Here is a 22,354-nt window from a genome sequence, read left to right as displayed (position 1 = left end):
GTTCGAATAGATTGTAGATAAAAATTAGAATCTATCTACACAAGCTGTTGCGCACGGGGAGGAGCTCTAGGAATGCTAGATAAACGCCGAATAGGGGGCGAAATTGGGGCCGAATCCGGGGCAAGGGCAGAGCGATGGACCGTCGCCGAGGCCGCAAAAATCTATAATTTTCCGTTCAACGATCTCCTGTTCCGCGCCCATTCTATCCACCGCGCGCATTTCGATCCGAACGCCGTGCAGATGAGCCGCCTCCTGTCAATCAAGACTGGAGGCTGCGCAGAGGATTGCGGCTATTGCAGTCAGTCGGCGCATTATCCGACCGGGCTCAAGGCGTCGAAGCGGATGGAAGTCGAACGGGTCATCGCTGAGGCGCGCAAAGCCAGGGAAGGCGGGGCGGCGCGCTACTGCATGGGGGCCGCCTGGCGCAGCCCGAAGGAGCGCGACATGGAGGCGATCGCCGCCATGATTCGCGGCGTGAAGGCGCTCGGGATGGAAACCTGCATGACCCTTGGCATGCTGTCGCCGGCCCAATCGGAGCGGCTGGCAGATGCTGGGCTCGATTACTACAATCATAACATCGATACCTCGGAGCGCTTCTACGGCGAGATCATCACCACCCGCACCTTCTCCGACCGCCTGGAAACGCTTGCCAATGTCCGTGATGCGGGCATCAAGGTCTGCGCCGGCGGCATATTGGGAATGGGCGAAACGATCGATGACCGCGTTTCGATGCTGGTGACGCTCGCCAATCTTCCGACCGCCCCCGAAAGCGTGCCGGTCAACATGCTGATTCCCATTCCCGGCTCGAAGCTCGCTGATGCGCCGCCGGTCGATCCGATCGATTTCGTCCGGGCGATCGCGCTCGCCCGTATCCTGATGCCGCAGTCCCATGTCCGCCTTTCAGCCGGCCGCACGGAGATGACCGACGAGATGCAGGCCCTCTGTTTCTTCGCCGGGGCGAATTCGATCTTCGTTGGCGAGACGCTGTTGACCGCCGATAACCCCGGCGAGGACCACGATGCGGCGCTGTTCCGCCGGCTCGGGCTGAAGCCGATGGAACTGCGGCCGGCGGACATGGAGCCGGCCGAATGAGCAGGCGTGCTCTCGACGCCTATGAGAGGACGTTGCAGGGGCTCGCGCGAAAGGGGCGGCGACGGGCGCTGCTTGCCGAAAGTGGGACTGATTTCACATCGAACGACTATCTGGCGCTCGCCAACTCGCCGCGCCTCAAAGCCGCAATCAGCGCAGCCGTCGAGCGCGGGGTGCCGGTCGGCGCCGGCGGATCGCGGCTGTTGCGCGGCAATCACCCGGAGCATGAGGCGCTTGAGTTCGAGGCGGCCGTATTCTTCGGCGCGGAGCGGTCGCTGTTTTTCGGCAGCGGCTATACGGCCAATTCCGCTCTGTTTTCGACCCTGCCGCAGCGCGACGACATCATCGTTCATGACGCGTTGATCCACGCGAGCGTGCATGAGGGGATCGCAGCAAGCAAGGTGCAGGCGGTTACCGCCGGGCACAACGATGTGGATGCCTTCGCCGGCGCCATCCGTAAGTGGCGCGGCGCCGGTGGAACCGGGCACCCGTGGATTGCGGTTGAAAGCCTCTATTCGATGGACGGCGACCGGGCGCCGCTTATGGAACTTGCCGCACTCGCAGAAGAGCACGATGGCTTTCTGGTCATCGACGAGGCCCATGCCACCGGTGTTTTCGGCCCCGGCGGACGCGGCTTTTCGGCGGCGCTTGAGGGTCGGGAAAACGTTGTGGTGCTGCATACCTGCGGCAAGGCGCTGGGCGTCTCCGGCGCGTTGCTCGGCGCCAGCCGAATCCTTTGCGACTATCTCGTCAACCGCGCCCGCGGCTTCATCTATTCGACCGCGCCATCGCCGCTGACGGCAGCCGCCGTTCGCGAGGCGTTGCGGATCGCCGCGGAGGAACCGCAGCGCCGGGCGGAATTCGAGGCTCTCAGCGCCTTTGCCAATGCGGCGCTCGCCGCGATGCTCGGCATCGAAGGCAGCGGATCTCAGATCCTCCCGGTGATGATCGGCGACAATGCTCGGGCCGTGAGGATCGCAGCGCGCCTGCGTACGGATGGCTTCGACATCCGGGCGATCCGCCCCCCGACCGTTCCCGAGGGCACGGCGCGGCTGAGGATCGCGATCACGCTGAACGTCGACAGGCCGGCGATCGCGCATATGCTGGAACGCCTGAAGGTCGCGATGGCGAAGGAATGGTGATTATGACATCCCGCATCGTGGTCACCGGGACGGACACCGGCATCGGCAAGACCGTCTTCGCCGCCGCACTCGCCGCTGCCCTTGGCGGCTTCTACTGGAAGCCGGTGCAGGCCGGACTCGAAGGCGAGACGGACAGCGAAGCGGTCGGACGGCTCGGGCGGATAAAGGCTTGCCGCATCCTGCCGGAGGCTTACAGGCTCACCACACCCGCCTCTCCGCATCTCTCCGCCAGGCTCGACGGTGTGGCGATCCTGCCGGAAAGCCTTTCCCCGCCTGAGACCGACGCGCCGCTTGTCATCGAAGGGGCAGGGGGGCTGCTGGTGCCGTTGACCGAGCGGACGGTCTTTGCCGATGTCTTTCAGCGCTGGCGGATTCCGGTCGTGCTCTGCGCCCGCACCGGACTCGGCACCATCAATCACACGCTGCTGTCGCTTGAAGCGATGCGCGTCCGTCGATCCCGGTCCTCGGCGTCGCATTCACCGGCGACGAACGGGCCGACACGGAACGGACGATCGCGGAACTGGGGCGCGTCCGCATTCTCGGGCGGCTGCCGCGGCTTGCCCGGCTGACCCCGGATGGGTTGCAGCGAGCCTTTCGCGAGCATTTCGAGGTGGACCATTTCCGCGAGGTTCTGGCATGAACGTTTCCCCGGTCTGGCACCCCTTCACCCAGCACGCGCTCGAACCGGCGATGAAGCGCATCCTCCGCACCGAGGGCGCCTATCTCATCGACGAGGATGGTGCGCACATTCTCGACGCGATCTCGTCCTGGTGGGTGATCACCCACGGGCACCGGCATCCGGCGATCATGGCAGCGATTGAGCGCGCTGCGGAAACCTACGATCAGGTGATTTTTGCCGAATACACCCATGCGCCGGCGGAGGAACTGGCCAGGGGCCTGATCGAGATCGCGCCGGCCGGGTTGAAGCACGTCTTCTATACCGACAGCGGCTCGACCGCGGTCGAAGTGGCGCTCAAGATGGCGCTCGGCTATTTCCACAACATCAGCGCGCCGCGTCACCGTATCTGCGTGATGGAGCACGCCTATCACGGCGATACGATCGGCACGATGTCTGCCGGCGAGCGCGGCATCTTCAATGCGGTCTACGAGCCGCTTCTCTTCGCGGTTGACCGATTGCCGTTTCCCGAAGCCGGTCGCGAACAGGAGACGCTCGACGCATTCGCGAGCTTCTGCGCCTCCGGCCAGATGGCGGGGCTGCTCATCGAGCCACTTGTGCTCGGCGCCGGCGGCATGAAGATCTATCCGGCCTTCGTCCTTGCCGAACTGAAGCGGATTGCCGACCGGCATGGCAGCCTCCTGATTGCCGATGAGGTGATGACAGGCTGGGGCCGCACCGGCAGTCTGTTTGCCTGTGAGCAGGCGGGGATCACGCCTGACATCCTGTGCACGTCGAAGGGGCTGACCGGCGGCGCGCTGCCGCTGGCGGCGACGCTTTGCACGGCCGAAATATTCGACGCGCATCTGTCGGCGGACCGGCGGCGGACATTCTTCCATTCCAGCTCCTATACCGCCAATCCGATCGCCTGCGCGGCGGCCGTCGCCAATCTCGGCGTCTGGAAGCCGGAGCCGGTCGGCGGGCGCATCGAAGCCCTTGCCGCCAACCAGCGGCGACGTCTGCAACGCTTCGGCGCCGATCCGCGCTTTGGCAATGTTCGTCAGGCAGGGACGATCGCCGCGCTCGACCTTTCCGTGCCGGCGGGCGGCTATCTTTCGGATGTCGGACCGCGGCTCAGGGCCTTCTTTCGCGAGTGCAAGCTGCTTATCCGCCCGCTCGGCAATGTCATCTATCTGATGCCGCCCTATTGCGTCACCGATGCCGATCTCGACCGGGCCTATGACGCGATCGACGAGGCAGCCTCGGCCTTTGTGAAGGGGCGGCTATGAGCACTGTCCGGTCATCCCGCCTTGCCGGCTTCGGCCATTCAGTGCCGGCAAGGCGCGTCGACAACGCCGAGATCGAAACGAAATTTGATCTCGAGCCGGGCTGGATCGAGCGCCGCACCGGCATCCGGGCACGGCGCTGGGTCGAGGAGGGCGATACGCTCAGCGGTCTCGCGGCCAAAGCCGGGGAGGACGCACTCGAGGAGGCCGGCATCTCACGCGACCGCATCGCCTTGACGCTGCTCGCGACATCGACGCCCGATCACCTGCTGCCGCCTTCCGCACCGCTGCTCGCCCATCGTCTTGGGCTTGCCAATTCCGGCGCGATCGACCTGGCCGGCGCTTGCTCGGGCTTCCTTTACGCGCTGACGCTCGCCGACGGTTTCGTCCGTAGCCGGGGAAAACCGGTCCTCGTCGTTGCCGCCAACATCCTGAGCCGCCGCATCAACCCGGCCGAAAGGGCAAGCGCCGTGCTCTTTGCCGACGCGGCAGGCGCCGTCGTCGTTGCGCCCTCGGACGATCCGGACAAGGGTCTGATAGGCGTGGACCTGGCGTCAGATGGGAGCGGTTACGATCTGATCACCATCCCCGCCGGCGGCAGTAACCGGCCCTTTGCGCCGAACATGCCTGCGGAGGATCTGCTGATGACGATGCGGGACGGGCGGGAGGTATTTGTCCGGGCGGTGGACATGATGACAGCCTGCGCAACCCGCGCGCTTGCCGATGCCGGTCTTGGGTCTGCGGACGTCAGCCGCTTCGTGCCCCACCAGGCGAATGTCCGGATCTTCGATGTGGTTTGCGGCAATCTCGGCGTCGATCCGTCAAGGACCGTGCGCACCATCGAGGAGCACGGCAACTCGTCGGCTGCGACGATCCCGCTCTCGCTGTCGCTTGCGCACAAGGCCAAGTCCTTCCTGCCCGGGGAGAAGCTGTTGCTGACGGCGGCCGGGGCGGGGATGACCGGAGGGGCTGTGCTCCTCAGCATTTAGGCTTCTCGGAACTCGTCGCACACCGGCTGACGGACCTGTCGTCCAAGCACGCGAGTGTCGGCGATCGCGATGCAATCCCTTCTGCTTCCGTACGGACGCGGGAACGAGTTTCATCATGGATCGCCGGCAGCGGATCCAAGCGGGCTCCCGAATGGGCCGCGGCTGCGCGACATCGTCGATCCTATCTGCAGCGACGTGATCAGGGTGAAGGCGCGGAATTTCAGGTGAGGGATGGCGGTGGCATTTCGTGAGTCGGCTGTTCGAATCTTTCAGGGCGGCAGCGTGCTGCGACCGATCGGGAGCCTCCACCTGGTGCCTGACTGATTGGCATACGAGCGCCTTCCGGTCTCGCAGGCTTTCCTCTATTAAGGCCACGACAAAAGTGACGGTGAGGGAACATGAGAAAGCTTGTCGCAGGCAAACTGCATGGCATCTACGTGACTGAGGCAAACCTCAACTATCATGGGTCAATCACTCTTGACCCCGATCATTGCGAGGAAGCCGGCATCCTGCCGATGGAGTTCGTCGAGATCTGGAATAAGAACTCCGGCGCGCGGATTTCAACATACGTCATTTTTGGTGAACGCGGTTCGAGGTGCTGCGTTCTCAACGGAGCCGCCGCGCGCACTTGTCAGCCCGGTGACCAGGTCATCATTTGCAACTCGGTCTATCTTGACGAAAGCCGAATTACTTCATTGAAACCGAAGGTACTCACGTTCGATGAAAACAATAACATACGCGACCGCATGAGCTACTCTGTGAACGTCGATCCTCAGGGAAGGTACACATTCGAAATTTTCGATGAGGCGCATGTTTCGTTGCCCGTTCCTCTAATGGTATCTGGCGCATAGAGCGCTTCCCGCGATTCGGTGACCCGACTTTGAAGACGTGGCACACTCTGTCCGGCAGTGCTCGCGGGTTTTGTATCTCGTGCTTTAGCAGGCTTGGTGCCTTGGTACAGCTCAAATGAAGATGACAGATGATCCCCTCAATACGGACCAGAAATGTGCTTACTCCTATGCACAACTGTTTGAGTCCCACCCACAAGCAATGTGGGTGTATGATATTGAGTCGCTGCAATTCTTGATGGTAAACGATGCCGCCATCGCCCGCTATGGCTATTCTCGGAGCGATTTTCTGAACATGACCATCAGGGACATTCGTCCCCAGGAAGACGTGCCTGCGTTGTTGGAAAGTATTGCCACGGGGCCTCGCGGGCACGAGGAGTCAGGTGTTTGGCGCCATCAGCTTAAGGATGGCCGGATTGTATTCGCAGAAATATCGTCCCATCCCTTCGACTTTGAAGGTCGAAGCGCAAGGCTGATAATGGCTCTGGATGTAACCAAGCGTCTGGTTGCTGAGCAGAAGAGTCGAGAAGGCGAGGAGCTGTTTCGGGCAGTCGCAAGCGTAACTGCGGACGTCATCTGGGATTGGAACGTTTCTACAGACGCGATCTGGTGGAGTGATGGCCTCAAGACGGTGTTCGGCCACTCGCCCGAAGAATGCCGCAGGAATCTTGAATTCTGGAAAACCCATGTCCATCCGGATGACCGAGAGCGCGTGTTGCGGACCACTCAAACGGCGATGGATCGCAGGCAACAAACATGGAAAGATGACTACAGGTTTCTTCGCAGCGATGGCTCGACCGCGCATGTCGAGGATTCCGGATATATTATCTACGATCACCAGGGAAATCCGGTTCGTTTCGTCGGCGGCATGACTGACATTTCGGCACGAAAGGAAGCCGAAGACAAGCTCACTCAGCAGGCTGCGCTTCTCGATCTTGCCCGCGATGCGATCATCGTTCATGACATCGACCAGAGGGTTCTGTTTTGGAACAAGGGCGCGGAGCGCATCTACGGATGGACGGCGGAAGAAGCAGCAGGCCGATCTCTTCGAGAACTGCTTTACGGCGATGATTACAATTCCAATCTCCGCGCTTATGTAGCCGCCGTCGTGGCAACGGGGGAATGGAGCGGGGAGATTGCGCAGCGGCGCCGGGACGGGAGCTGCATTACCGTGGACGCGCGATGCTCCCTGATGCGTGACGTTGATGGCAGCCCGCGATCGATCCTTTCGATTAATTCGGATATAACAGCGCGCCTCGCCGTCGAGGAGCAACTGAGACAAGCCCAAAAGCTAGAGGCAATCGGCCAGTTGACCGGGGGCTTAGCGCACGACTTCAACAATCTTCTGACCGTCATCCTGGGCAATGCAGAGGTTCTCGTCGACCGGCTGAGCGACGATAAGAACCTCCGCCGTCTCGCGGAGATGTCCTGGGCGGCTGCTCAACGGGGTGCCGAACTCGTGCACCGGCTGCTTGCTTTTGCGCGCCGACAGGCTCTTGAACCACAAGTGGTCGATCTCAATTCTCTGCTGAATGGTTTGGACGCTCTCCTGCGACGGACAATTTCCCAAGACATAGAAATCGAGTTTCTCCAACCGGCGGACCTTTGGAAGGCTCTGGTCGATCCCGCTCAGCTTGAAACGGCAATCCTGAACCTTTGCATCAACGCGCGCGCGATGCGAGGCCATGTGGCGGACGTCTGACGATCGAAACAGCAAACATCTCTCTCGATGAACACTTTGCCGATTGGAAGGCGGACGCCGCGTCGGGGCAATACGTGATGATGACAATCTCCGATACCGGGACCGGGATGGAGCCCCACGTCCTAGCGCGGGCCTTCGAACCGTTCTTCACGACCAAAGAAGCCGGAAAAGGGAGTGGTCTCGGCCTTAGCATGGTCTTTGGTTTTGCAAAGCAGTCGAATGGGCACGTCAAGATTCACTCGCAACCCGGCGAGGGCACGACGATCAAGATGTATCTTCCGAGAGCCGCCCAAGCTGATAAGGAAACAACATCGAGTCCAAGCAGGAGCAAGCTGCCCCGAGGCTCGGAGACGATTCTTTTGGTGGATGACAATGAGCTGGTACGCACCTATGCAGCCACACAACTCGCAAGCCTCGGCTACAAGCTAGTTCCTGCGAGCAATGGTCAGGAGGCCTTGGACACTCTCCGAGAAATAACAGATATAGATCTTCTGTTTACCGACATAGTAATGCCTGGCCGACTAAGTGGGCTTAATTTAGCGGAAGAGGCGCGCACAATTCGTCCAAATTTGCCGATTTTATTTACTTCTGGATACGCGGAGAACGCCCAAGGCGACCTAGGATTCGGTATCCACTTTCTCAGGAAGCCTTATCGTCCCTCGGAGCTGGCCGTAAAAGTTCGTCTGATGCTCGATGGCAACGCTTGAGGCGTTGGGGGGCGTATAAGCTCTGAGACGCCTGTGCTTGCGCTCAGGGGGCGCCCCCGCCCAAAACTTGCCGAAGCCTAAGCGAAAGTAAAAAAGCGTAAAACCACGTTAAAGAGGTGGCAATTAAGCAACTCGCGGCATAAAGGGGCGGAGTGGAAACGTGCCTCGGAACAAACCGCCTCGGACACACTACGGGATGCGCGTTCTGCGGGGGGAGGATACATGAAGCATGGCGGGCGAAGATCTTCCCAGAGAGTGGTTTAGCCGTTTCGGCAGACAACCCGCTTGCAGCACTCGTCAGGGAGGTGGCTTGCCATGGCGGTGCGGGTCATCGCGCATCACGGCGGCGACTCTCAAGAGCAGTCCAGGCTCCCTACCTGGGGGACACTGGCGAGAGAGGCACGTCGCCGCGCGGTTACAGCAGATCGAAGGCAACCTGGGTTCATGGATATACTTGTTATCGAAGACGATCCGTTGATGGCCGAAACGATTCGCATTGCGTGGCCGGTCCCCTCCGATCGCCTTCGGTTTCTGTCGACCTGCAAACAGGCTGCGCACATCGTACACAGCTGTGAGATCGATTACTTTGACGGGATTGTCATCGATGTAAACCTCCCGGATGGCAACGGGATCGAAATATTGCGAGCCATCCGGCGAAACACAAATGTTCCGCTTATTCTGATTTCCGGGGCGGGAACCGGCGACAGTCGCGCCGATGCAATTGACCTCGGCGCAGACGACTACATGATGAAGCCGTTTCATGTCCGGGAATTACACGCCCGAATGAGGAGGCTCGTGATGCACAGGTCCGAACGGCCGGTGGAGGAACGAAAGGAGCTGGTATCTTTCGGGCACGTGATCTGCGACCTCCAAAGAAGAGTCTTGGCATGTAGTGGGAGCGAAATGCGGCTAACGGACGCGGAAGCACGCATCATTGAAGCACTTTACAAAAACAGAAACCGAAATTGTTCGAAGTCTTTCCTGTACAAGATCGTCTTTTTTCGCGAATTCGACCCGTATGACAAGACGCTCGATGTTTATGTCAGTCGATTGCGAAAGAAACTGAAGCAACTGAGCGAGGAGAGCGGATCCTGCATTCAAACTGTTCGCGGTTCTGGGTACCGATACAGCGAATTGTGACCTTCGATCCTTCCTGCAGAGCAAAATTCGAAGTGGAACCTTGATCCTACTTAGGTCGTGGATTTCGGGTGACGCCAATCCTGGCCTGCAGCATGGCGCACGAGTCTCCACCGAAGCGGCTCTCAATTGAGCGACACACACCATATCTGGGGCAGGCAGCGCGGCGGTTTGTCAAGCCGACAGCTTGGTGAAGCAGGGCACCCCCAAACCACGCGCGGTTGTGCTGCCCAAAGCGGCGGGATGTGCCAATCCCCGAAAAACCGGACACAGCGTAGGCTCTGACAGGAGATATCCCTGGACATGGGTAGCACCAGCCGCTCTTGCCAGCGTGAGTTGCTCGTAGGTCTCGATCCCTTCAACGACGATCGTCGGGGCCACACAGGAGGCCAACCCTACCATGTGATGTAACAAGCGGTCAGCCTCACAACGCCTGCTCAACTGTGCGAAAAAAGCATCGATCTTGATAATGTCGACGGCCATCGAAAAAATGGTTTCGGGACTCGAGTAACCAGTCCCAAAATCGTCGATGGCAACTCTGTAACCTAAATTCCGAATGTCTTGAATGAATTCCGCAACACCGAACTGCTGTATGACGGGCGCGCTCTCAGTAATCTCCAAGACCAGTTGCGGTGCAAGCGACCGGTTTCGATGGAGTTGGTCGAAGAGCATCGCCCGGCGTTCTCTGCTGGAGAAGTTCAAGGATGAGACGTTGCATCCGAGCGGTACGGACGCGCTGTTGGACAACCATTCGAAGGCTAAGTTCAAAATATGGCGATCCAATTCTGGTGCATGCCCCGATGCTTCCAGGGCGGGCAAGAATTCGCCGGCGGTGATCACGGTGCCGTCGAGTTTTTCAAGTCTCGCCAGACATTCAGAATAAAACACTTCATGGTGCTCATTGACGCAATTCACTTGCTGTAGCGAAAAACCGATCCGGCCCTGTCGCATCGCCTGGAGGGCAGTGCGAACGATACTGTCCACGTCGTCGAAGCTCATTTTCTCCCCTTGGTTTGCTGCGTTTTCCTGCACATCACCTCGCGAGCAGTGCGATTAGCCCGCCGCAGCGGTCTCATTCGAAGGGGGCCCCCGCCTTCCCCACAGCATCGAACTGCTCGCCCAACCCGACCAGCCGATCTTGGCTGCGATCAATAATGAAGTACCGAGACACTAACGAGCGCCGCTGTCGCCTAACCGGTCGTGTCCAGCCGAGGCCCAGTAACAACTTCTCCATCTGGTAAAAAGTTAAAAAGGGTTAATACCAGCGAGCGCTGATTGCGACTCGTTAGGGGATTCCTAAATCGGCTGATTTCTGACTCATTGTGCCAAACGGAGGTTTGGGATGACGAGAGCGATTTCGTTGCGTGGAGACTTTGACGGGCCTGCGCTGCGGCGGCTGGCGAAGAAGGCAAAGGATGCCGCCCAGGTTCGGCGGCTGTTGGCGTGGCTTCGATTTATGATGGCGGCTCGCGGCAGTATGCATCCGAGATTGGCGGCGTGACGGTGCAGCTCGTCCGCGATTGGGTCATGCGCTTCAACGAACGCGGCCCCGATGGTTTGATGAATGGGAAAGCGCCTGGTGGGCGCGCGAAGCTAAACGACGCGCAGCGCCAAGCGCTTTCGAAGATCGTCGAAAGTGCCCTATCCCTGCCGTGCACGGCGTCGTGCGCTGGCGCAGGAAAGACCTCGTGCAGTGGCTCTTCCAGGAGTTCAGGATATCCGTCGACGAGACGACGGTCGGGCGGGAGTTGAAGGCGCTGGGCTTTGCCAAGCTCTCCGCCCGTCCGCGCCAAAGGAGGCGCGGTCGTCCAGTGCTTCGGCGAGCTTGACGTCGGACAGGTCGTACCAGACCGACAGCAGCATTGCCCTGAACAACGACAACGGCGGCCAGGCAGGTTCTCCTTTGGCGGCACTGGAGATCATCCCGAGAGCGCCATCGATCGGTGCCCAGTCGATCAGCTTGACAAGCGCATCCAGCGAGGACGGTTTACCGCGTGCGAGGACAAAGCCGAACTTTTCCTGACCAATGCGCCGACGCCACATCGCATCCCTCAATCCATTGTTCAGATCGATAGAATCACAGTCGTTCGCTTCGGTCCAGACACCCGCGCACAGGTCTCATAAAAAGCCGGGCGGTCGCGGAGCATGCACTCAATACCTTCGCCGAGAATCCTGCCAAACATGCGCGTGACGTTATTGCCGGACAAGGATCGCCAATCTAGAGCCTATTGGCTGTCTATGACTTTCCTGCCGAGCACCAGAGCCAGCTGAGAACTACAATCCGATCGAGAGCATCCGCCGCGGTGCGGCAACCGAACGTGCGAGCCAAGGAAGCGTTGCCGCCACAAACCGTAAAATTGATGGTGCAAGCTGATCGAGGTGGCCTCGAAACGTGCGGGTTGACTGAAGAGACCCAATCAGTTGCCGAGATGGTCGCGGCGTCAGAGTGCCGACGCCATTGTGCTCGTCCCGAACTGGCAAAGCCATGCCGCCTGCTCGGTTCCGTCACGAGTCGCGGTCAAGAGCGGCGAAATGACTGATCTGAGATCGCAATCGCGTCAGTCTCTAAGCGCGTCAGCTTGTCGACAGCTGATCCGAATAGAACGAGAGAGAGCGCCACTATCGGCTCGGCATTGCGAACCGACTCAATCCCCGGGGAGTTGACATGGACCCATTTAACAGCATCAACCCATTCGACCGTGACCACGCCGCAGTGTCACAACCACAACAGCAGCAAGCGGAGTTTGAGCCGTACTTGGATGAAGCGCCGCAGCTTAATGCCCCTGCCGTTGCAGAGTTTCCTGCTTCTTCAGATCGCTACTATCTTCCTCTGTCTGAGGAAGAGCGCAGCCTCATCGAGGCTTTGGAACGTGGGCACCAGGGGGCCCACGGTCCTCCTCCCGAAGACGCCGTCACCAGACACCTCGGGGACACCGCTGCCCAGCACAGCGCGCCGCGGGAAGCTTGGACTTGGCCGATAGAGCTGCCTGCGGAAGGTCACGATCGGGACCCGCTGCGAGGGATGATGGGCGAACCCACCCTAACATCGTCTCTCTCAACCGCGCGCGATCACCAGGGACCGGACCGCGGAAAAGCCGTTCGCCAGTTCAACTGGAGCGACGGCTACCAACCGGCTCGCAACGAGCTGACCGGGAGCGCTCCCTCTTCAAGTCACGAGGTCCTCATGGGTGAGGATTACACCGGGGAGTTGAAGCCTGCGAAAAGGCAAAGAACACTAAGCCATACGGAAGGGGATACCATCGGGCGCCAGGTGAGCGAGCCCGGTAGTTCAGTCGTTCGCGAGCTGATGGAAGACGCCGGCGCACCGTTTCAGACCAGCGATCGGCTCGTCCTTCCTGCGGAAGGCTACGATCAGGATCTGCTGTGGGCGATGGTGGGAAACGCCGGCCCATCGGCGTCTCTCGAGCCAACCGAGGGTCATCACCAAGGGCTGGATTCAGAATCGGCCGTTCTTCCCTTCAATTTCCGGCAGGGCGACCAGCACGCGTCCGCTGCGCTTGACCGGAGCAACGTCCCGCCGAGCCAGGACAGCCGACCCAACAGTTTTATCGTTCACAATGACCGCTACACGGCGCTGTTTGTGCCCGCGGCAACGATGAGGCGAAGCACCCCACTCAATCCGCCAGGCGCTGCCATTCCTCTGGGATTTCGACTGGAAAACGTTCCGCAGCCCAGCGCGCAACGAACGAATCGAGCCTCAGCGCTGTTTGGAGGGTCGATGGAGCAAGCCGCTCCGGCGTCCTCCAGGGCTGAGAGGACGTCCCCCGCGCCCCGCGAGATTTATGCTGCATCGTTCGCCGTTCCCGAGAATTTTTCGGACGGCGACCAACCAGCCCCGGACACGATGCTCTCGAAGCTCCGCCGCTGGGGCCACGTGCCGAACGAGGCGCAGCCGGCAATAAACTACGACATTCGCGGCGAGCGTTACACCGCCCTCTTGGGGCCGGGGGGCCCCAATGACGTTCGGCTCATCCATCACTCAAGCAATGTAGATGCCGACAGACAATCCCCACGCTAGGAACTAAGAACCCGTCCACATAGCTCCGGTATTGGACTTGCTAATGTAGCATAGCTTGCTCCAGCGAGCTTGGCGCGGTTCCGGGGGGTCCGGGTGAGCGCTACCCCGCCCGATTAACTTGCGCGCATCATCGCTGTGCGGCTCCTCGTTGAGCCGCACAGCGATCTTCTTTGATCTTCCGAACGCCAAAGTAGGTCGGTTGATGCGCTGAATCCGCTGGGCAGCGCGAGCACCGTCTTGCTGGCGCCAATTTCTGTTTTCCGCCAGTTGATCGCTGGAGCGGTGTCAGGCCCGGCTAGGTGGAAAACTCGTCCTCTCCTGAAGATCGACGCTGCTGGAGCCAACGCCACTAATGCCGTCGCGGTCACAGAACTTACGTCAGGGATTGTGGCACGCAGCCGAGCATCTCGCTCTTCCCGGGCACGGCGCGTTATCGTCACGTCACCTGATCCTGTCCTCCAGTGATGGCAGCGTATCAGCCGCCATGGCGAGTGCTAGGCGAGCTGCTTTCGGCGGAGTGATGAAACCCGCAACATCGGGTAGCCCTGGGCAGTGATGAAGCCGTACTCGGTGGCCACGCAGCGAGTTGTTAATCTGCGCCGCTGTCGCGCCAGAAAATCCCGCGCCAATAAACCGCACCGGCGCACGCCTCCATGGAGACCATGCACACAGGCTGCTCGGCTTGACGGAATACAAGTTGCGCCGCCACGGCGGAACATTTGACATAGATCAGAGACATGGAAGAGCGCCCCAGTTACGGAGCTAACATCAGGATGAGAGACGGCTATGCTAGAGACAAAACATAGCGAGGCAAGCCCGCCTTGGTACTTCAATTATCCAACCGCACCGCAGTTCTCCGCAGCGATCGGCGCGGAAACTTATGGGGAATGGCTGGGCGGCCTACCAGCTAACGATTCCGTATCGCTCTACATCCATATTCCATTCAGCCGGTCGATGTGCTGGTATTGCGGCTGCTACCATCACCCGGCGGGATGCGCCGATCCAAAATTACGTGGCGGCGCTGCGCGACGAGATCCGTTTGGTCTCGGAGCTAACGCAGCAGGCGCTGCCCGTGAGCGACGTACACTTTGGCGGCGGAACGCCGACGCTCGTTGGGCCAAAGGAATTCCTCGCCTTGATGGAGTTTCTGCGCCGATGCTTCGCATTCAGGCAAAAGACCGCCATCGCCGTGGAGATCGATCCGCGCACGTTCAGTGCGGAGACGGCCGAAGCCTTAGGAGCAGCCGGGGTGAACCGCGCGAGCCTTGGCGTGCAGAGTTTCGACCCCTTTGTTCAAAAAGTGATCAATCGGATCCAGAGTGTAGAGCAAACGGCGATTGCCGTCGAATACCTGCGCCAGCAGGGAATAAGCCGCATCAACATCGATCTCATCTACGGTCTTCCCAATCAGACGATGCAGTGCTGCGTTCAGACCGCAACGGTGGCGGTAGCCATGCGCCGCCAGCGGCTTGCCGTGTTAGGCTACGCTCACGCGCCATCCTCTAATAAACATCAGCGCCTCATCGAGAAGGCAGCGCTCCCGGACAGCGCTGCTCGCGCCGAACAAGCTGCGGCCGTAGCCGAGACGCTGGTTGCCGCCGGCTACCGAGAGATTGCGTTCGACCACTTCGCCTTGCCGGACGACGAGCTCGCATTGGCTCAGAAAAACGGTCGCCTGCGGCGCAACTCCCAAGGTTACTCTGCCGAAACCTGCAAAACCCTGATCGCCTTTGGTGCGTCGGCTATCGGGCGTGTTGGAGAGGGTTACGTCGAGAACGAAGCTGCGCTGGACGGCTATAGTCAGCACATCGCAGCCAGTCGCTTGGCAACGTCGAAGGGCTACCGTCTCACCGGCGAAGACCGCGTCCGAGGCGCAATCATCGAGCGACTGATGTGTGATCTCGAGGCCGACGTACCGGCAATCTGTGCAGCCCACGGATTTGATTGAACCCATTTTCCCGATTCAGCTGAGCGCTTGGCAATGCTGGCCGAACACGGGATGGTAGACGTCGAGAATGGCTTCATCCGCGTGCGGCATGGCCATCGCATTTTGCTTCGCTCTGTAGCTGCCGCATTCGACGCTTATCTCGACCAGTCGTAGTGAGCCACAGCGAGTGACCATGAGCGGAGGCCTGAGAAGTTCGATACGAACTGTTGCAATCCGCCGTGGATCGGAATTCCTTCGTGTACCCGTTATCGCAGCACCGTGAGTTTTAGTCCCCTGTACGAGCAACGCGCGACTTTCCGGCATCACGGGGACTTTGCCGCGCTCGAACGGCCGCTTTGGTTCAGTGCGAACACGAGGAATGGCTCCGGAGTGGTCGGCACGTTCACTTCTATAGGGGAGATGGCCACCGTACTCTGCTCCGTGACCCTGGGACGCATCCCCCTTCCGGCAGAGCGTTCAACGATAAGAATTCTAGCTGTTAAGGACATCTCATGACATTCAATATTGCGATCTATCGGAATCGTATCGGCCTTGCTCGAGTGCCGACAACGGTAGACGGTCTTATTGCCCTTCAGCAGGCTCAAATGCGCGCGATTCCCTTTGAAAACATCGATGTGCTATTGGGTGATATACCCAATCTGACTGAGAATTCGATCTGGGCCAAACTGATCAATGCCCGGCGAGGGGGGTACTGCTTCGAATTGAACAAGTTGTTTGGCTTGGCGCTCGAAGCACTCGGCTTCATGATCCAGCCCATCCTTGGCAGAGTGCGTATGGGTGCAGCGGAGGGTGGACCACGCACACACCAGGCATTCATCGTAACCATCGAGGGCGTCGACTGGCTCGCCGACGCTGGCTTCGGTGGTCCAGCACCGATTGAACCGCTGCGGATCGATACAGAGGAACTGCAAACAGCTGGCCGTGACGTGTTTCGTCTGCGAGCTGATTCCGCCAGCGGAGAACTCGTCATTGAACGCAAGAACGGGAATGAATGGTTCGCTCTTTATGGTTTCGATCGAGCCACCGCCTTGCCCTCAGATGTCGAGGGCGCTAACTTCATCTGCGCTCGCTGGGACCGTTCGCCGTTTCCATCCAGCCTCATGATCAGCGTGCTGACAGCCGAAGGGACTGCGAACTTGTTCAACAAGGATTTCAGCTTGATTCGGAACCAAACTGAGGAAACAGAAACACTCAAAACGAAGACCGAACTGCAGCGACTCTTGTCCGATGTTTTTCGGCTGCAACTTCCTCGGTCCACGATTGATTCGTTATGGGAAAAGCTTGGGTCGTGTGGACGGGTATAGGAAAGAAGGCCGGCAAGCCTTGCCACTGCAGCGGTTTTCAGCAGTCGATCGGCCTTTTTTTGCAGGCAACGTGTTTGGCATCACTCGAAGCCTCATAAGTAAATGATCCTGCTCGTTCAAGTCCGCTCACCAGCCGTCAGCGGTGGCAGCCAATCCGCAGCTCTAGCCAAGATCTCCGGATTGGATAGGTGAGCGTCGGTTACGGTGTCGCCACAAGCGATCGAGCATACCGGTCGACCCAGCGTCGGGGCCCCGTTAACCGGGCGCTGCTCAGCAATTATCTCAAATCCGTTCTCATTCCGCATTCCCAGACTCCACCGGTTGTGTGCTCGAATCGTTCAGGGGCGGCGGCGCGGCCATGAGCGTTGTTGACACGTTCGGGTGCCTGCGCTCTCGAGTGCTCGGATACACATGATGGGTGAGATGGAGCGGCTTGGTTAAAGGCGCTGCCGGCCGATTGAGTTCCGCAATGCCACGGAATCAGCGCCATCATCCATTTCCACCTTGGGCGTCGCTCTCAGCTCTCGAAGTCACTTTCTGAACTAACCCCCGCGGGTTGTCGGACATACGACATAGTGATGTCTGCGCAACATGTTGTTCTAACGTGTTTTTTCTGTTGGCTCGCTACTTGCTTCCTCGCTGGCAAATGCATTTTCGGAACCAGGAGAAGGAATAACTACAGAAAGTGCCATAGCCCCCAGTGAAATTTTGCCCTAGTTTTTTGCCAGGCTAGCCGGCCGCAACCTGCAGTGCCCCGCGCGCCATACCGATTACACGTCAGGACGTCGCTGGATGGGTATCGACGAAATCTGCGGTGAGATGCAACGAGTCTACCGGGATTCGCTGCCGGTATCCAACAACATCGATGAACGCGTCGATGGCACAACCGACAACTTCCCGATCAAGCGGTTCACCGGACTTGTCGTCATCACAGGCGGCGAGCCGTTGCGACAGCAGATCGAAGTGCTGGTACTCAAGCTGATTCAGCATTTCGGTTGCTATGTGCAAGTCGAAACAAACGGTTTGCTGGCTCCTCCACCGCTCAGCATCATCAACAAGAACACTGCTGATTGCCAGGGTCTATACATCGTGTGCAGCCCAAGGTCGGCCAAAATCAACCGGGTTACAGCTGAGCGAGCGTGTTGCTTCAAATTACGTGATAGCTGCGCACAGCGTCGACGAAAACGACGGGTTGCCGGTGTACGCGCTTGACAATATCCTCGGCAAACTGCGCGCTGCGCGACCTCCGGTGAACTATACCGGCACAATCTACCTGCAGCCGATGGACGAGCAGAACTTACAGCTCAAGGAGGATCACCTGCAAGCGTGTGTGCAGTCGTGCATGCAACACGGTTACAGGCTGCAACTTCAAATTCACAAGATCCTTAGTATGGAGTAAGAGTAACCATGATGAAAATCCTTGTCGTTCTTTCTGGCGGGCAAGATTCCACAACCTGTCTTTTCTGGGCCCGAAGCTTGCTCACCGATAAGGGTGACAAGTTGCGGGCATACAGCCACACCAGCTATGACGGGAAATACCCTTCAACAGACATGAACCACTCAAACGTCCTGCGAGCCCAAGGATTTCTCGAAGCTGAAGTTCCCGACCCGCTGGTCGTGGGCGCATGGCGCGAAGGGTGCATGGAGCTACCCACAACGGCGAACTATGCATCACTGCGTGGTGACGCATGAGCTGGCAGGCGAAGCGCTACCACGATATCAGTTGCGGACACCGCGTTGTCGGGCATGAAGGCAAGTGCAGGCATCTGCACGGGCACAACTACCGTGTGCATTTCACCTGCGAAGCTGATGAGCTCGACAATGTGGGGCGCGTCATCGACTTCAGCGACATGAAGAGCAAGCTCTGTATGTGGTTGGAAGAGAATTGGGATCACAAGATGCTCCTGTGGGAGCATGATCCGGTTGCCAACGTGTTGACCGACGACAAAATCAAAACGGGTGACGGGACGACGCTCGATGATGGCATCGTACTGGTCCCGTTCAATCCGACTGCTGAAAACATTGCGCAGCATCTTGTGCTCGTGGTGGGCCCGCAGCAGCTCAAAGGCACAGGCATCAAGCTGACCTATTGCGAAGTCGAAGAAACGCGCAAGTGTTCCGCCGTGTACGCCCTGCAGCCTCAAAAGAACGATTCCAGGCAGATGTAGAGGTAATGATCAACAACAAACTATCGTTCAGCGAGTTCAACGCGCTGGCAGCGAAGTTGGCTGCAGAACTAAACCGGGTTAAAAGCCGGATGTAGAGCAAGCATTCAAGATCTATGCTATTCCTCGCGGGGCGGGGCGACCGGGCGGATTGTTGCCAGCCGTCGGCCGCCGCAAGATTTTGGCACGCCACATATCAGTCAGCTTACAAGCTGCGTCATCGTCGGATCGGTAATTGCTTGCTCAATGGCCGTCCCGTCATTCGCCGCCGCAAACGACGTTCTGTTTTCCCTCCGACGATGGCAATTTCGTCGTTTTGGGCGGAATTGGCCTTGCTGGCAGGGCTTCTTGTTTCCGAGATCGTAGTCGGCCAGCGCCCGGTCGAGGCGGATGACCGTGCGATTTCGGGGGTTACTGGGAGAGCGACCTCGTTCTGGGCCTTGGCAGTTCGGCAACGGGCAGGCTCGTAGGGTGCACGACGCGCTTTCACGGCAATGCCAAGGAGTGGCCTCTCTACAAGGATGCGGCCTACGCGTGCAAACGGATCGGGGTGTTCATCGAAACCATATACAAACAGTATCGGCAGGATACGGCGCTCGACTAGTTAACCCCCGGAAGAATACGACCAGAAGCATTCACGCAGACGATAGATGGAAAAGCCGCGTAAGCTCCACATGGGAGATGTCCTCCATTTTCTCTGTCTCAGTCTAGAGGTGCGCTCCAAAACTGCCCGGCAATCACTCGGAATCCTATCCGGTGTTTTCCGAATGGCGTCCGGCTTTTCACCTCGGAATCCGAACTAACGGCGCGTCGGCAGCCATTCCATCAGGCTTTATTGCGGAAGTAGCTGCGGAACCGGAAAATCGAGCACATCGTTCGTATACCTTTCAGCCAACGCACTAAAAGGCGTGCCATTTTGCAACTTCAGCACCGCATGATGTTCGAGAAGGAACGGCGGTAGCGTCAAAGGTCCTGAGTCGGCCATCGGTAATGCTGCTGTCGTGTCCCAGCCTTCCGGGAGAGGGGACCAAAGCAGTTTGGCCGTTAAGGTGGTTCGGGTGAAGTTTAAGGACCGAACGGCTCGACCGAAAGAGATATCAGTAGTATTCAACGCCTCGTTCATCTCGGCTGTCAGTCTTGCAGGCACATACCAGTTGTCTGCTTCCGAAAGGATGCGATCACCGCAAGCTAGGCGGACATGGCGATAGACGATCGGCTCGTTCGGCCCGACGTTCAGCAATTCACGAATATGAAGGTCAGCTGGCTTGTCATGGCCCTGTACACGTTTCGCTACGATCTTAGAACCCGTTGGTGCAAGCCTATGCGCCGCACACCAGCGATCGAGCGTCAGCGTCGCACTGGCATTGCTGAGGAGATTCGCGTTTAGAGTCTGAAGAACCGCAAGGGCTTCTACGCGTGATAGGGGAGTTCCCGGCCACTGGTGCGGGGCGGACAGATCATCCGCCGTCGAAGGCTGCACGCCAACGATGGCGGTCATGACGGTGAAGGTGATGATGCGAATGAACGTCGAACAGGAAAAGACCATGGAAATGAAATCCTTTATGGGTCCTACGGACCTCGTGGCACGATTTTGTGAACTTTTGCAGGCAAGCCAGGCGTTCTTCGCCGAAAGCAGCGACAGGAAACCATGCGCGATTGCGCCTCCGCTGCGCGCCTCGGGCCGGTGATTGGAATCCCGCACATCACGTCCTCTTCCGCCAAGGCGCAAATTTCTCGCGTTCCGCCGGCCCTGTCACAAGCCGATTGACCGAAGGTCGTTCATCGGCATCAGACCACCTCTAACAGCGCTCGCGAAAGACATTCGCCCTCTGTCTTTCAGTTGAAGTCAGCTCTCTCTATCGCCGTTCGGAGGGTTTCCAAAACGCTTTGTTTGGATAGCAACGATCCACGCCGCAGATACCAGCTGCTCTCCCGGTTGAGCGCACAGAGCACAAGCAGATTGTAGATGTATTCGCGGCATATCTGTCGAATGAGAGAGGGCTCTCCGCCTCGACGGTGGTCTTATTAACAGAAAGTGTCATGAAGAGGATGATCCTGAAACGGCGACCTGGTTGGGCTGGGTTTAATGGGTCCTAGGAAATGATTGGAGAACTTGAACGTGCAGCGCCGCGTAGCGAGATGCGGGGCGCGAGCTTCCGCACGCGGCGTTGGCAGAAGTTCGAGGCCTGCATCGTAACAACTCGTCGCGGAAACAAGTGAAGTCTGGTAATGACCGCACTCCGTGCTCCTGGTTGTGATTGATGCTGCGCGCCACGGCCGTGAGAGTGCGTTCGGTCATCAGCGCGTCGCGCACACCGAGGAGATGAGATCAAGGCCCCTAAAATGACGTCCTCGTGTATCTATACTGACGATGGCTGCGATCCAAAAAAGCAATTTTGTCAACGTCATGGGGTAGGTTAGAAAAGAGGAGGCGGCGTCAGGAGAAAGAAGGTTTTTGCGTGCGCCGTCAGATCGCGACAGGTTGTTGCTCCAGCTTAAGATCTCATGTAGCCGGTCCAGCTCATGGCCACAACGCGCAGCACCGCCCGTCCACTAGAGTTAATTTATTGAGCGCAGAGGTTATGGCAGGCAAGCTTTTCGCGCGACTCCATGACCGGCCGAGGGCCATAACCGAGCGAGCGAAGATGCGATGAAATGGAGAACGCGTGTTGCTGTCGTGATCGATCGCGGCCATGCACCGCCCCTTCCGATTACTGGCAGGCCCTCGACAGCGAATGGTGTGATGCGCTTCACAGGGCATTCCCATCGACGGTGGGCACCCCACGATTGAACAGCTTTTCGTTAGGTCGCTGTTTCCCCACTTTCTTGAGCCTGCCCGGGTGGCCTAAAGGTCGACTGACAGGCTCTCTTCAGGACTTATTTTACATGTCGCAAGAAATTTCAGTTTCCGAAGTCAAAGAACTTCTCGGCAAGGAGATCGGGATCTCCGACTGGATCACCGTGACGCAGGAGAGCATAGACTGTTTTGCCGAGGCGACAGGCGACTTCCAGTTCATCCACACCGATCCGGTGCGCGCGGCGGCGGAAACCCCATTCGGCGGTACGATCGCGCATGGGTTCTTGGCGCTCTCGCTGCTTTCGGCGATGAGCTACAATTGCCTGCCCAAGATCCGCGAGCAGACGATGTGCATCAATTACGGCTTCGACAAGGTCCGCTTCGTCGCGCCGGTCAAGAGCGGAGCACGCGTGCGCGGCCGCTTCGCTGTTGCCGATGCACGCCTCCGCAGTGCCGGCATGTTGATGGTGAGCTATGATGCGATGGTGGAGATTGAAGACGAACGTAAGCCCGCGCTGACCGCGTTCTGGCAGACAATCATCCGATTTCAACCGAAAGATCGGTCGGCGGATATTTGACAAGGGC

General features: G+C 58.8%; 17 protein-coding genes and 2 pseudogenes. 16 read left to right on the top strand and 3 right to left on the bottom strand.

Going from position 1 to position 22,354, the window contains the following annotated elements; all coding sequences use genetic code 11:
- Nucleotides 1-72 precede the first annotated feature (72 nt).
- From bioB to CO676_RS27060, 9 genes and pseudogenes are all read left to right on the top strand, one after another.
- A complete protein-coding gene (gene bioB / locus CO676_RS27105; RefSeq protein ID WP_097523353.1) occupies nt 73-1,092 on the top strand; it encodes a biotin synthase BioB in 1,020 nt (339 codons plus the stop codon).
- The gene (locus CO676_RS27100) at nt 1,089-2,231 is read left to right on the top strand and encodes an 8-amino-7-oxononanoate synthase (protein ID WP_097523352.1); all 1,143 of its coding nucleotides are present in this window, start codon (nt 1,089-1,091) and stop codon (nt 2,229-2,231) included. The genes bioB and CO676_RS27100 overlap by 4 nt, the downstream gene beginning before the upstream one ends.
- Before the next feature lie 2 nt (nt 2,232-2,233).
- Nucleotides 2,234-2,871 (top strand): annotated as a pseudogene (bioD, locus tag CO676_RS27095) (dethiobiotin synthase).
- Entirely contained in the window at nt 2,868-4,136 is a 1,269-nt protein-coding gene (locus CO676_RS27090) for an adenosylmethionine--8-amino-7-oxononanoate transaminase (protein WP_097523351.1), read from the top strand. Before bioD ends, CO676_RS27090 begins: the two are co-directional and overlap by 4 nt.
- A complete protein-coding gene (locus tag CO676_RS27085; RefSeq protein ID WP_097523350.1) occupies nt 4,133-5,122 on the top strand; it encodes a beta-ketoacyl-ACP synthase III in 990 nt (329 codons plus the stop codon). The genes CO676_RS27090 and CO676_RS27085 overlap by 4 nt, the downstream gene beginning before the upstream one ends.
- Nucleotides 5,123-5,520: 398 nt before the next feature.
- Nucleotides 5,521-5,973, top strand: a complete 453-nt coding sequence (panD, locus tag CO676_RS27075; RefSeq protein ID WP_097523349.1) for an aspartate 1-decarboxylase — start codon at nt 5,521-5,523, stop codon at nt 5,971-5,973.
- A 115-nt stretch (nt 5,974-6,088) separates the two neighbouring features.
- Nucleotides 6,089-7,672: a PAS domain S-box protein gene (locus CO676_RS27070; RefSeq protein WP_097523348.1), complete on the top strand. Its 1,584-nt coding sequence runs from the start codon at nt 6,089-6,091 to the stop codon at nt 7,670-7,672.
- Nucleotides 7,673-7,749: 77 nt separating this feature from the next.
- The gene (locus CO676_RS27065; RefSeq protein WP_097523347.1) at nt 7,750-8,379 is read left to right on the top strand and encodes a response regulator; all 630 of its coding nucleotides are present in this window, start codon (nt 7,750-7,752) and stop codon (nt 8,377-8,379) included.
- 315 nt (nt 8,380-8,694) lie between these two features.
- On the top strand, nt 8,695-9,519 hold the full coding sequence (locus CO676_RS27060; RefSeq protein ID WP_046118004.1) for a response regulator transcription factor: 825 nt from the start codon (nt 8,695-8,697) through the stop codon (nt 9,517-9,519).
- 171 nt (nt 9,520-9,690) lie between these two features.
- Here the strand turns inward: CO676_RS27060 and CO676_RS27055 are convergent, their stop codons facing one another.
- Both CO676_RS27055 and CO676_RS27045 read right to left on the bottom strand, forming a co-directional pair.
- Nucleotides 9,691-10,515, bottom strand: coding sequence for an EAL domain-containing protein (locus CO676_RS27055; RefSeq protein ID WP_097523346.1), 825 nt, complete (start codon nt 10,513-10,515; stop codon nt 9,691-9,693).
- A 711-nt stretch (nt 10,516-11,226) separates the two neighbouring features.
- Nucleotides 11,227-11,559, bottom strand: a complete 333-nt coding sequence (locus CO676_RS27045) for a transposase (RefSeq protein WP_210166922.1) — start codon at nt 11,557-11,559, stop codon at nt 11,227-11,229.
- Between the two features lie 622 nt (nt 11,560-12,181).
- Between CO676_RS27045 and CO676_RS27040 the strand changes: the two genes are divergently transcribed.
- The 6 genes and pseudogenes from CO676_RS27040 (at nt 12,182) to CO676_RS27010 (ending at nt 18,975) form a co-directional block, all read left to right on the top strand.
- Nucleotides 12,182-13,555, top strand: coding sequence for a hypothetical protein (locus tag CO676_RS27040; protein WP_097523345.1), 1,374 nt, complete (start codon nt 12,182-12,184; stop codon nt 13,553-13,555).
- 786 nt (nt 13,556-14,341) lie between these two features.
- Nucleotides 14,342-15,656, top strand: a pseudogene (gene hemN, locus CO676_RS27035) (oxygen-independent coproporphyrinogen III oxidase).
- 338 nt (nt 15,657-15,994) lie between these two features.
- Nucleotides 15,995-16,807: an arylamine N-acetyltransferase gene (locus CO676_RS27030; protein ID WP_097523344.1), complete on the top strand. Its 813-nt coding sequence runs from the start codon at nt 15,995-15,997 to the stop codon at nt 16,805-16,807.
- Between the two features lie 792 nt (nt 16,808-17,599).
- Nucleotides 17,600-18,019, top strand: a complete 420-nt coding sequence (locus tag CO676_RS34815; protein WP_144340203.1) for a hypothetical protein — start codon at nt 17,600-17,602, stop codon at nt 18,017-18,019.
- A 198-nt stretch (nt 18,020-18,217) separates the two neighbouring features.
- On the top strand, nt 18,218-18,499 hold the full coding sequence (locus tag CO676_RS35765) for a 7-cyano-7-deazaguanine synthase (RefSeq protein WP_210202639.1): 282 nt from the start codon (nt 18,218-18,220) through the stop codon (nt 18,497-18,499).
- Entirely contained in the window at nt 18,496-18,975 is a 480-nt protein-coding gene (locus CO676_RS27010; RefSeq protein ID WP_097523342.1) for a 6-carboxytetrahydropterin synthase, read from the top strand. Before CO676_RS35765 ends, CO676_RS27010 begins: the two co-directional genes overlap by 4 nt.
- A gap of 829 nt (nt 18,976-19,804) precedes the next feature.
- Here the strand turns inward: CO676_RS27010 and CO676_RS27005 are convergent.
- Nucleotides 19,805-20,470 (bottom strand): hypothetical protein, encoded by a 666-nt coding sequence (locus tag CO676_RS27005; RefSeq protein WP_234706658.1) that lies wholly within the window; start codon nt 20,468-20,470, stop codon nt 19,805-19,807.
- A 1,388-nt stretch (nt 20,471-21,858) separates the two neighbouring features.
- On the opposite strand from CO676_RS27005, the gene CO676_RS27000 reads away from it, so the two are divergent.
- On the top strand, nt 21,859-22,347 hold the full coding sequence (locus CO676_RS27000) for a MaoC family dehydratase (RefSeq protein WP_097523341.1): 489 nt from the start codon (nt 21,859-21,861) through the stop codon (nt 22,345-22,347).
- Nucleotides 22,348-22,354 lie beyond the last annotated feature (7 nt).

It is taken from the genome of Sinorhizobium sp. BJ1 (genome assembly GCF_002531555.1).
Lineage (GTDB): Bacteria > Pseudomonadota > Alphaproteobacteria > Rhizobiales > Rhizobiaceae > Sinorhizobium > Sinorhizobium fredii_B.
This window is presented reverse-complemented; position numbering and strand designations above follow the sequence as displayed.